The organism is Mesorhizobium sp. USDA 4775 (genome assembly GCF_054062655.1).
On record NZ_JBSSFM010000001.1, the window covers coordinates 2,635,762 to 2,647,693 of the forward strand.

General features: G+C 63.5%; 7 protein-coding genes. 5 read left to right on the forward strand and 2 right to left on the reverse strand.

Annotated features, from left to right (window positions below):
* Positions 1-40: 40 nt before the first annotated feature.
* Both ACVILI_RS12610 and ACVILI_RS12615 read right to left on the reverse strand, forming a co-directional pair.
* Complete coding sequence (locus ACVILI_RS12610; protein ID WP_240565001.1) at positions 41-2,095, reverse strand: bifunctional aldolase/short-chain dehydrogenase; 2,055 nt, start codon at positions 2,093-2,095, stop codon at positions 41-43.
* Positions 2,096-2,182: 87 nt separating this feature from the next.
* Entirely contained in the window at positions 2,183-3,148 is a 966-nt protein-coding gene (locus ACVILI_RS12615; protein WP_019856845.1) for a sugar-binding transcriptional regulator, read from the reverse strand.
* 203 nt (positions 3,149-3,351) lie between these two features.
* Here ACVILI_RS12615 and ACVILI_RS12620 point away from each other — a divergent pair, with 203 nt between their 5' ends.
* From ACVILI_RS12620 to ACVILI_RS12640, 5 genes are all read left to right on the forward strand, one after another.
* Positions 3,352-4,992, forward strand: a complete 1,641-nt coding sequence (locus ACVILI_RS12620; RefSeq protein WP_202360455.1) for an acyl-CoA synthetase — start codon at positions 3,352-3,354, stop codon at positions 4,990-4,992.
* A 185-nt stretch (positions 4,993-5,177) separates the two neighbouring features.
* Complete coding sequence (locus ACVILI_RS12625; RefSeq protein ID WP_019856847.1) at positions 5,178-5,786, forward strand: TetR family transcriptional regulator; 609 nt, start codon at positions 5,178-5,180, stop codon at positions 5,784-5,786.
* 54 nt (positions 5,787-5,840) lie between these two features.
* On the forward strand, positions 5,841-6,983 hold the full coding sequence (locus tag ACVILI_RS12630; RefSeq protein WP_019856848.1) for an efflux RND transporter periplasmic adaptor subunit: 1,143 nt from the start codon (positions 5,841-5,843) through the stop codon (positions 6,981-6,983).
* Positions 6,984-7,225: 242 nt separating this feature from the next.
* Entirely contained in the window at positions 7,226-10,366 is a 3,141-nt protein-coding gene (locus ACVILI_RS12635) for an efflux RND transporter permease subunit (protein WP_038645266.1), read from the forward strand.
* 189 nt (positions 10,367-10,555) lie between these two features.
* The gene (locus ACVILI_RS12640) at positions 10,556-11,911 is read left to right on the forward strand and encodes an LLM class flavin-dependent oxidoreductase (protein ID WP_038645268.1); all 1,356 of its coding nucleotides are present in this window, start codon (positions 10,556-10,558) and stop codon (positions 11,909-11,911) included.
* Positions 11,912-11,932: the final 21 nt, after the last annotated feature.

Genomic DNA, 11,932 nt, shown 5'->3' on the forward strand with positions numbered 1-11,932 from the left:
GCGGCCTGCGAGCCGCCCTTTTTGTTGTCTGCTGGAAAGCCTATCGCAGCGCCGCCGCGATGTTGCCGCCGTCGACCGTCGTCACGTCGGCGGTGGTGCGTTCGGCAAGCGCGTGATGCAGGAAGGCCTGCGCCACATCCTGCGCCGTCACTTCCTGGCCAAGCAGGTTGCCGGACATGTATTCCTTCTCCGACACTCCGCGCGCGCCGGAGCGGCTGGCGATCATGGCGTCGGTCAAAAGGCCGGAGCGAATACGGTCGGCGTTGACGGCGTTCGAGCGGATGCCATGGGCGCCGTAGTCGAGCGCATATTGCCGGGACAGGAACAATGTCGCCGCCTTCGGCACGCCATAGGCGCCGAATTTCGGACCGGGATTGACCGCCTGCTTGGAGGTGTTGAACAGAAGCACACCGCCGGTGCCTTGTTCGAGCATGATGCGCACGGCGTTCTGCGCCACCGACTGATGGGCGAAGAAATTGAGTTCGAAACTCTTGCGCAGCAGCGCATCGTCGAGCTCGCCGATCCGGCCTTCCCAGGCCGCGCCCGCATTGGAGACCAGGATGTCGACGCCGCCGAAGACTGCGACCGCTTTGTCGAAAGCGGCCCGCACCTGGACCGGGTCGGTGATGTCGGCGCCTACACCGATCGAATTGTTGCCGGCTTTCTTGGCGGCTTCAGCGGCCTTTTCGGCATCGAGATCGACGACGACCGCATGGGCACCATTGTCGGCGAACAATTTTGCCGTCGCAGCCCCGATCGCGCCGGCGCCGCCGGTGATCAGCACCACCTGGCCGGTCAGCGGCTTCGGCTTGTTGGAGGCAAGCTTGGCCTGTTCGAGCGACCAGTATTCGAGCGGGAACAAATCGGCCTTGGACAGCGGATGGAAACGGCCGACGGCTTCGGCGCCGCGCACCGCCTCGATCCATATCTCGCCGACATCGGAGGCGATCCTGGCATCCTTCAGCGTGCGGCCGTGGCCGAACATGCCGAGCCCCGGCACCAGCGTCAGCCGCGGCATCGGGTCGAGCATGGTGCGCTTGACGTCGTCGAGTGCGTCATTGGTCTCGAAATAGGCGCGGTACTCCTTGGCGAAAGCGTCAACATGGCTCTTGATGACGCCCTTGTAGTCGCCAACCTTGTCGGCGTCTGGCGCGGGCACCGCCATCGGTCCGGTCTTGATGCGGATCGACAGATCCGGTGTCGACACGCCGCGTCCGGCATAGTCGGCGATGGCGGCCGAATTGATGAAATCGACGATCGCGTCGGAGGTGCGGAAGTCGGAGATCATGCGATCGAAGCGGCCTTCGCCGCGCGCCACCGCAACGGCGCCGCGCAGCATCGGGGCAATGGAAGCCGGGGTCGCGAGCTTTGCCGGCAACGCTGCTTTGGCAGCCTTCGGCTTAGCATTCTCAGCGACGTACTCCTCGGCGACGTTCACATAGTGGATCATCCGGTCATAGGCCTGTTTGGCATCGTCGCCGAAGGTGAAGATGCCGTGCTTGTCGAGGATCAGTCCTTCCACCGTCGGGTCGGCATCGAAGACGTCGGCCGCCGCCTTGGCGAGGTCGAAGCCCGGCATGATGTAGGGCACATAGCCCATCTTGCTGCCGAACACCGTCTTCACCAACGGCTTCGAATCTTCCTGGTCGACGATAGCCAGGATGGCGGTCGAATGGGTGTGATCGACGAATTTGTGCGGCAGGAAGGCATGCAGCAGCGTCTCGACCGAGGGGTTGGGCGAGGAGGGGTCGATGAGGTTCGCCCGCTGCAGCGCCACCATGTCCTCATCGGCGAGCTTGTCCAGCGCGCGCGCCTTGAGCAGGGCGCGCATCTTGACCGCCGGCAGGCCCTGCGGCTCGATGACGGCCATATCCCAGCCGCTGCCCTTGACGCACAGCACATCCCATTCATCGCCGACGAGATCGGTCGCCTTGATCTTGCAGGACGTATTGCCGCCGCCATGCAGGACCAGCTGTGGCACGCCGCCCAGCAGCCGCGTCGTGTAGACGCGCAGCGCGAGGTCGCGGCCGACACCCTTTTTCGCATAGTCGGCGACGAGTTTCTCGGCCGTGTCGTCGTTCCACAAATTCTTCATGTTCGCTTCGTCCAGTTGCTGTCTTGGGTGGTGAAACAGGAATGCCGCGACGCCTTGATGACAATGCGCCGGCGAAGGGTTGCTTTTTCAGGATGCGTTTTGTGGTGCCGCTCCGGCATGATCGAGCAGCCGCTGCGCCATATGCGCGCCGACCACTAGATGCGTGCAAAGCCCGCCGGCGAGCGCCGCCAGCAATGGCTCGAACTTGCTGTCCTCCTGCACCACCATCAGGCGTTTTTCGATGGCGCGCAGCGAGGCGAGGTCAGCCGAAATGACCCGGCGGTTATAGCTGCAGTCGAGCGCCTCGCCCTTGGCGTCGATGATCTGTCCGGCGATCACGCCGGCGGCGCCGATACCGCGCAGCGCGGCCATTTCGTCCGGGTTGAGCGCGCCGCATTTGACGACGTGGCTGTCTGCATCGACGGTGCCGACGGAGAAAAGCGCGAGGTTGCAATCGCTGATGCCGGCCAGTTGTTCGCGGATCACCGGCTCGGCGCGCAGCGCACGCGCCAGCTCTTCCGTCGACAGCACCAGCGGCGCATAGAAATTAAGCCCCTTGGCGTTGAGGCGCCGCGCGATCTCCATGGTGCACTGGTCGGGCCGATAGGAGTAGGGCGCGCCGAGATTGCCGCAGAGCTGCACCACCGTGACATCCTGCAGGTCGGCATAGGACATGATGTCGGCGATCGTATAGACGGTGCGGCCCCAGGCGACGCCGATGCGGTCGCCCTTCTTGACCAGTTCGAGAAAGACGCTCGCCGCCAGCACGGCGATATCAGTCGATGGGTCCGGGATATGGCCGTTCTCCGGCGCGATCCAGACCGCGTCGAGTTTCAAGGCGTCCTCGAGCCTGCGCGCCATCACGTCGTCGGTGAACAACTGGGTCGAGGTCGAGATGTTGACGATGCCGGTCTCGCGCGCCTTGCGCAGATACATGGCCACCGAAGCACGCGAAATGTTAAGCTGGCTTGCAACCTGGTCCTGCCGCAGGCCATGCGCATAGTAGAGCCAGGCGGCTTTGTGAATGAGTTGTTCTGCCGGTCGGATCGCCATGCCGCCTCCTCGGCTGACATTAGTCACGGCTCTCGACAAAAGTCAAATTGGCATGCGTGAGTGCGATCGCCTCGAAACAAAACGCATCCGGGATGGTCGTTCTACAAAGCCAGGACAGCATAGCATTTTCGGCCATTCAGGGGGATGGCTTGACGAGAGCCCTAAGGTTAGAAAGCTCGAAAAGGACTTTTGGGGAGGACGGGATGGGCAATCCTTACGAACAGGATCTCGACAGGAACGCGGCCAACCACCAGCCGCTGACGCCGCTCACCTATCTGGAGCGCGCGGCAAGGACGTATCCCGACCACATAGCCATCATCCACGGCCGCCAGCGCATCAGCTACCGCGATTTCTGGCGCCGCTCGCTTAAGCTCGCCTCGGCGCTGCAAAAGCACGGCATCGGCAAGGGCGACACGGTCACCGTGATGCTGTCCAACACGCCGCCAATGCTGGAGACGCATTTCGGCGTGCCGATGACCAAGGCGGTGCTGCATTCGCTCAACACCCGCCTCGACGCCGCGGTCATCGCATTCCAGCTCGACCATGCCGAGACCAAGGTGCTGATCGTCGACCGCGAATTCTCCGGCGTCGTCCGGCAGGCGCTCGATCTGGCCAAGGTCAAGCCGCTGGTCATTGACTATGACGATCCCGACTACGCCGCCGACGCCCCCTATCCGAAGGGTGAGCGGATTGGCGCGCTCGACTATGAGGATTTTGTCGCCGGCGGCGATGAGGATTTCGCCTGGTCGATGCCCGACGATGAATGGGACGCCATCTCGCTCAACTACACCTCGGGCACGACGGGCAATCCGAAGGGCGTCGTCTATCACCATCGCGGCGCCGCCCTGATGGCCTACACCAACACCATCCATGCCGGCATGGCCAAGCACGCCGTCTATCTCTGGACGCTGCCGATGTTCCACTGCAATGGCTGGTGCTTTCCATGGACGCTGGCCGTCCAGGCCGGCACCCATGTCTGCCTTCGCTGGGTGCGGCCGAAGCCGATCTACGATGCTATCGCCGATAACGGCGTCACCCATCTCTGCGGCGCGCCGGTCGTCATGTCGGTGCTGATCAATGCCAAGGATGAGGATAAGCGCACGTTCGCGCAGACGGTGACCTTCAACACCGCGGCCGCGCCGCCGCCGGAAGCCGTGCTGTCGGGCATGGCCGATGCCGGTTTTGCCGTCACCCATCTCTATGGCCTGACTGAGACCTATGGCCCGGCCGTGGTCAACGAATGGCACGGCGAATGGGACGATCTTGCCAAGGGCGAGCGCAGCGCCAAGAAGGCAAGGCAGGGCGTGCGCTATGCCGCGCTCGAAGGCCTGACCGTCATGGATCCCGAGACGATGCAGGCGACGCCGGCCGACGGCGAAACCATCGGCGAGGTCATGTTCCGCGGCAATATCGTCATGAAGGGCTATCTCAAGAACCGCAAGGCGAGCAACGAAGCCTTCGCCGGTGGCTGGTTCCATTCCGGCGATCTCGGCGTCATGCATCCCGATGGCTACATCCAGCTCAAGGATCGTTCCAAGGACATCATCATTTCGGGTGGCGAGAACATTTCCTCGATCGAGGTCGAGGATGCGCTCTACAAGCACCCGTCCGTCGCCTCCTGCGGCGTTGTGGCGCGCCATGACGACAAATGGGGCGAAGTACCGGTTGCCTATGTCGAGCTGAAGCCCGGCAAGACGGCGACCGAGGCCGAGATCATCGGGCACTGCCGTTCGCTGCTTGCCCGCTTCAAAGTGCCGAAAGCGGTGATTTTCGCCGAGATTCCAAAGACCTCGACCGGCAAGATCCAGAAATTCCGGCTGCGGGAAATGGCCAAACTCGCCTGAAGCGCCGGCGGCTTCTTCAAAAATATTTTGAGTTGCCCGCATCCTTGGGCCGCTTGGTGACGTCTGTTGGATGTCACCATCTGTCACTATCTTGTACGCGTACGTCGATTTCGCGTTGACATCCCATCTTCTTCAATTTACGACTGACGAAAATTGAAATTCGTCACTTGTCAAACGAAAGAGCTATGTCCGAAGCCGCCAACATCATGGTCGATGCCGCCAGACAGGAGAATGTGACGCGCATTCTCGACTGCGCCGAGCGCCTGTTCCGGCACTACGGCTACGGTAAGACCAATGTTGCCGACATTGCCCGCGAGCTCGGCATGTCGCCGGCCAACATCTACCGTTTCTTTGCCTCCAAGGTTGAAATCCACCAGGCGGTGTGCGGCCGGATGCTCGGGGCCAGCTACAAGATGGCCTACGAGATCATGCGCCTGCCGATTGGTGCCGAGGAGCGGCTTCGTCGCTACATCCATGCGCAATACAAGATGACGCTGGAGACCATGCTCGATGCGCAGAAGGTCCATGAGATGGTCATCGTCGCGCTGGAGCGCGACTGGGGCGTCATCGACAAGCACATCGACAGCATCCACGATCTCTTCGCGGAGGTGATACGCGAGGGTATCGAGACCGGCGAGTTCGCCGAGCAGGACCCGGTGACCGCGTCACGCTGCTTCGGCGCCGCCACAATCATCCTTTGCCATCCGCAGATGGTGGCGCAGTGCCTTGCCAAGACCAACCGGGCGATGCCCGACGACCTGATCGACTATGCGATCAAGGCCTTGAAGAAATAGCCGCCGCCCGCCGGGCGCCGGTCGACAGTTCATCTCCAGTTCGGGAGTGCCAAGGTGTCTTTGTCCCATTCCATTATCCGCCGGTTGCCGGTCGCGGGCCTGTTCGTCGCGGCGCTTGGGCTTGCCGGCTGCAGCCAGGAGAAGGCCGAGGTCAAGGAGATCATCCGCCCGGTCAAGGTCGTCGAAATCGCCCAGGTGCATGACTCCCGCATGCTCTCCTATTCGGGTTCCGTGCGGGCCCGCACCGAAAGCGCCCTGGCTTTCCGCGTCAACGGCAAGATCACCGAGCGCCTTGTCGACATCGGTCAGCACGTGGCGCCGGGCGATGTGCTCGCCCGTATCGATCCCACCGACTACGACCTTTCGGTAAAAAGCGCGCAGGCAGCGCTTGATGCCGCCGAACGGCAGGTCGAGACGACGGAGCTAGCGCGCAAGCGCGCCGAGCAGCTTTTCACCAAAAACTTCGCGCCGAAATCGCAGCTCGAACAGGCGACGCTGACCCATGACCAGGCGGTCGCCACGCGCGACTCCGCCCGTTCGTCGCTTGACCAGGCCAAGAACCAGGTCGGCTATACCGACCTCAAGGCCGACAGGGACGGCATCGTCACGGCTGTCAACGCCGATGTCGGCCAGGTGGTCGGCTCCGGCACGCCTGTGGTCACTGTCGCGGTCGACGGCGAAAAGGAAGTGCTGATCGCGGTGCCGGAAATGGAGATCGCCGAGTTCAAGCCGGGCAAGTCAGTCAAGGCGGGCTTCTGGTCCGACAGCACGCTGGCGCTCGACGGCAAGGTCCGCGAGGTTGCCGGCAGCGCCGATCCGCAGTCGCGCACCTTCGCCGTCCGTGTCAGCCTGCCCAATGATCCCCGCGTGCTTCTAGGCATGACCGCCAATATCGAGGCCTCGGCCGCCAACGAGAAGCAACTGGTTTCGATCCCCTTGAGCGCCTTGGCTGAGAAAGACAGCCAGTCGATCGTCTGGACCGTTGATCGTGGCGCCGACACCGTTCATGCCCGTCCGGTGACGGTTGCCAAGTTCGCCGCCGATGGCGTGCGTGTGGCCGAGGGATTGAAGCCCGGCGACATCGTGGTCGCCGCGGGGACGCAGTTCATGACCGAGAATCTCAGGGTGAAGCTCGCCGGCGGCGTGGCGCAGCAATCAGCGTCCGCCGAGGGCGACGACGCCAGCCGGCTGCGCTGAGGACAGATAGGTCGGCCGCGCGTTCTCGCGGCCGCAGGTTTCCGGGCGGCGTGCGCCCGAAGGTTGAGACGTCACGGCCGATGTACCCCCGCATCGACTTAGCGTCCCACCGCGATGAGTGTCTCTCCGCTCGGAAGGCCTCGCCGCCCGGAAGCCAGATCGAACGCAGATGATTTCGTTTCGCGCGCGGCGCTTCTTCGAAGTGCCAGGCGCCGGCAAACAAGCAAAGTGGACCTGCAACGATGACGACCTCCACTGAAGAAAAGCGGCCCTTCAACCTGTCGCGCTGGGCCATCGGCCATCCCTCCATCGCGCGCTTCCTGTTCGGGCTGATCATCATCGCCGGAGCCCTCGGCCTGATGCGCATGGGCCAGAAGGAAGACCCCGATTTCACCTTCCGGGTAATGGTCGTGCAGGCGATTTGGCCGGGCTCCTCGATCCAGGAGATGGAAGACCAGGTCGTCAACAAGATCGAGCGCAAGCTGCAGGAAACACCGCATCTCGACTTCGTGCGATCCTTCACGCGCGCCGGCAGCGCCATCATCACCGTGCAGATCAAGGGCGACACCAACGCCGCCGAGGTGGCGGACGCCTTCTATCAGGTGCGCAAGAAGGTCGGCGACATCTCCGGCGACCTGCCGCAAGGCCTGCTCGGTCCCTATTTCAACGATGAGTTCGGCGACACCTTCATCACCCTGCACTCGATCAGCGGTGACGGGTTCTCCTATCCAGAGCTGAAGAAGTTCGCCATCCAGGCGCGCGACATGCTGTTGACCACGCCTGGCGTCGAGAAGGCCGTCATCATTGGCGATCAGCCGGAAAAGCTCTATATCGACGTTTCGTCCAAGGCGCTCGCCGAGCGTGGCTTGACGCTGCCCGACCTGCAGAACGCTATCAAGGGCCAGAACAATGTCGATCCGGCCGGTGCCGTCGACACCGGCGTCAATTCGGTGCGCATCTCCGTCGAAGGCGACGTCACCAAGGCCGCCGATATCAGGGAATTGCGCCTGCGTGCCGGCGGGCAAGTCACCCGTCTCGGCGACATCGCCACCGTGACCTCCGGGCTCGAGGATCCCTTCCAACGCAAGTACCGCTTCAACGGTCATGACAGCGTGCAGCTTGGCGTCGTCATGGCCAAGGGTTTCAAGGTCACCGATGTCGGCAAGGACGTCGAGGCGACCTACAAGCGCTTCGAGGAGGCGCTGCCCTATGGCGTGTCGGTCGACCAGATTTCCGACCAGCCGGGCGTCGTCACGGATGCGGTGGCCGAATTCATGCATGCACTCGGCGAAGCGCTGCTGATCGTGCTTGTCGTCTCGTTCCTGTCGATCGGCTGGCGTTCGGGGCTGGTCATCGCCATCGCCATTCCGCTGGTTCTGGCCGCTACCTTCGCCATCATGTACGAGCTCGGCATCGACCTGCAGCGTATTTCGCTGGGCGCCCTGATCATCGCGCTCGGCCTGCTTGTCGACGATGCCATGATCGTCGTCGAGATGATGGAGCGCAAGCTGGAGGAGGGGCTGGTCAAGATCGAGGCCGCGAGCTTCGCTTATACATCGACCGCATTCCCGATGCTGACGGGCACGCTGATCACCACCGCCGGCTTCATCCCGGTCGGCTTCGCCGCCTCCACGGCCGGCGAATATGTGCGCACCCTGTTCTATGTCGTCGGCATCGCGCTGATCGTCTCGTGGTTCGTCGCGGTCTATTTCACGCCGTGGCTCGGCAACATGATCCTCAAGCAGCGCAAGCATGCCGGCAGCCATCATGATGTCTTCGACACGCGCTTCTACCGCCGGCTGCGCTCGACCGTCGGCTGGGCGGTGCGCCACCGCATAATCGTGCTCGTCATGACGCTGGTGACTTTCGGCACCAGCCTGTGGGCGTTCCAGTTCATCCCGCAGAACTTCTTCCCGCAATCGTCGCGGCCGGAAATCCTGGTCGACCTCTGGCTGCCGGAAGGCACCAGCATCAAGGAGGTCGAGGCGCAGGCCAAGGCGCTGGAAGCCAAGATGATGGACGACAAGGACAAGCGCTTCATCGCCACCTATATCGGCGAGGGCGCGCCGCGCTTCTTCCTGCCGCTCGACCAGCAACTGCGCAACCCAAACTTCGCCCAGATGCTGGTGATGGCCAATGACGAGCCGGCGCGCGAGCGGCTGATCGTCAAGCTGCGCACGGTTCTGGCCGAGGATTTCCCCTCGATCCGCGCCAAGGTCGACCGCCTGTTCCTCGGCCCGCCGACCGGCTGGCCGGTTCAGATGCGCGTCATGGGTCCCGACCGCCAGGAGGTGCGCCGCATCGCCGACCAGGTGAAGGCGAAATTCCGCGAGGATCCGTTGCTGGGCGCGGTGCATGACGATTGGCTTGAGCCGGTGCCGGCGATGAAGCTGGTCATCGACCAGGATCGCGCCCGGGCGCTAGGCGTCACCTCGCAACGCATCCGCCAGATGCTGCAGGCGACCATGGCCGGTGCGCCGCTCGACGACTTCCGCGACGGCGAGGAGACGGTCTCCATCGTTGCCCGCGAGCCGGATGCCAGCCGCAGCCTGCTGTCCTCGGTCGACTCGGTGTATATCCCGACCGATTTCGGCGGCTTCGTGCCGTTGTCGCAGGTGGCCAAGGTGGTGCCGGTGCTTGAGCAAGGCATCGAATGGCGCCGCGACCGCCTGCCGACCATCAGCGTGAGGGCAACGCTGCCCGACGGCGTGCAGTCCAACGATGTCGTCACCAAGATGTACAAGGACATGCAGGGCCTGCGCGACGGCCTGGCGCCCGGCTACAAGATCGAGATCCAGGGCGGTGCCGAGGATTCGGCCGAAAGCCAGGCCTCGATCGCCGCCAAGGCGCCGATCATGCTGGCCATTATCGTGGTGCTCTTGATGATCCAGCTGCAGAACTTCGGCAAGGCGATGCTGGTGCTGGCCACCGGTCCGCTCGGCATCATTGGTGCGGCTGCCGCGCTTTTGATCAGCGGTGCGCCGTTCGGCTTCGTCGCCATCCTCGGCGTGATCGCGCTGCTCGGCATCATCATGCGCAACTCGATCATCCTGGTCGACCAGATCGACCAGGACATCGCCAGAGGCATGGAGCGCTCGGAGGCCATCATCGGCTCGGCTGTGCGCCGTTTCCGGCCGATCGTGCTGACGGCGATGACGGCGGTGCTGGCGCTGATCCCGATATCGCGCGCCGTGTTCTGGGGCCCGCTCGCCTACGCCATGATGGGCGGCATCGTGGTTGCCACCGTGCTGACCATCCTGGTGCTGCCGGCAGGTTACGCGCTGTTCTTCGGCCGCGAGCCGAAGAAGGCGGTGAACAGCGACCAGGCGCCCGAACCAGAGTTGGCGACCGAGCGGCCGCAACTGGCCCTGGCCGCGGAATAGAGCGGTTCTATCGCATCATCCGCCATCGGCTATGGCGGATGATGCGGCGTGACGGCTGCTCCGTTGCGCCGATGAAAATGCTCCCCGCTGCCGATTCTGCAAAACAGAATTCCTTCCCAGGGCCGCAAAGCGGTTCCATCCTGCGCGACACCGGAGCGGCAACGCTCGTCCTCATCAGGGTGTCTTTCCATGACAGAAAAACGGCAATTGCGGCTTGGCGCCTTCATGCGCCCGGTCAGCTTGCACACCGGCGCCTGGCGCTATCCCGGCGCCTATCCCGACGCCAACTTCAACTTCGCGCATCTGAAGCGCTTCGCCCAGACGCTGGAAGCCGCGAAGTTCGACGCCTTCTTCATGGCCGACCATCTGGCCGTGCTCAACATGCCGATCGAGGCGCTGCGCCGCAGCCACACCGTCACCTCGTTCGAGCCGTTCACGCTGCTGTCGGCGCTGGCCGCCGTCACCGATCATATCGGTCTCGTTGCCACCGCGTCGACGACCTTCGACGCGCCCTATCACATTGCGCGCCGTTTCGCGTCGCTCGACCATATCAGCGGCGGCCGTGCCGGCTGGAACATCGTCACCACGTCCAACCCGGATGCGGCGCTCAATTTCGGGCTGGACGAACATGTCGAGCATGACGAGCGCTATCACCGGGCGCGGGAATTCTACGATGTCGTGACCGGCCTGTGGGACAGTTTTGCCGACGACGCCTTCATCCGCGATGCCGAGAGCGGGCTCTATTTCGATCCCGCCAAACTGCATGTGCTGGACCACAAGGGCGAGCACATCTCGGTGCGCGGGCCGCTCAACATTGCGCGGCCGGTACAAGGCTGGCCGGTCATCGTTCAGGCTGGTGCCTCGGAAGCCGGGCGGCAGCTGGCGGCCGAGACGGCGGAGGTGATTTTCGCCGCCCATGGCGATCTTGCCGCCGGGCAGCGCTTCTATGCCGACGTCAAGGGCAGGGCACAGAAACTCGGCCGCTCCCGCGACGACATCAAGATCCTGCCTGGCGCTTTCGTCATCGTCGGCGACAGTGTCGAGGACGCGCGGGCCAAGCGGGCGAAGCTCGACAGCCTGGTTTATTATGAAACCGGCATTGCCTCGCTATCGATCGCGCTTGGGCATGATGCGTCGGCCTTTGATCCTGACGCCGCTTTGCCTGACATACCGGAGACCAATGCCTCGAAGAGCAGCCGCGAGCGCGTCATCGAGCTTGCCCGGAACGAAAATCTCACGGTGCGCCAGCTTGCCCAGCGGCTGGGCGGTTATTCCGGCCTCGCCTTCGTCGGCACACCGCAAACCATTGCCGACGAGATGGAGGAATGGCTTGTCACCGAGGGATCGGACGGCTTCAACATCATGTTTCCCTATCTGCCCGCCGGGCTCGACGATTTCGTCGAGAAAGTGGTGCCCGAGCTGCAGCGGCGCGGCATCTTCAGGCGGCAGTATGAGGGATCGACGCTGCGCGAGAATCTCGGCCTGAAGCGGCCGCCCAACCGGTTCTTCGAAGACGCGAAATCGGCAGTTCGCAAGGCTGGTTGATGCGAGGCTCTGGTCGGTGGC

Excerpts from the sequence above, each read along its gene's own strand:
- ACVILI_RS12610 (WP_240565001.1), bottom strand. The coding sequence starts at position 2,095 with ATGAAGAATTTGTGGAACGACGACACGGCCGAGAAACTCGTCGCCGAC.
- ACVILI_RS12615 (WP_019856845.1), bottom strand. The coding sequence starts at position 3,148 with ATGGCGATCCGACCGGCAGAACAACTCATTCACAAAGCCGCCTGGCTC.
- ACVILI_RS12620 (WP_202360455.1), top strand. The coding sequence starts at position 3,352 with ATGGGCAATCCTTACGAACAGGATCTCGACAGGAACGCGGCCAACCAC.
- ACVILI_RS12625 (WP_019856847.1), top strand. The coding sequence starts at position 5,178 with ATGTCCGAAGCCGCCAACATCATGGTCGATGCCGCCAGACAGGAGAAT.
- ACVILI_RS12635 (WP_038645266.1), top strand. The coding sequence starts at position 7,226 with ATGACGACCTCCACTGAAGAAAAGCGGCCCTTCAACCTGTCGCGCTGG.
- ACVILI_RS12640 (WP_038645268.1), top strand. The coding sequence starts at position 10,556 with ATGACAGAAAAACGGCAATTGCGGCTTGGCGCCTTCATGCGCCCGGTC.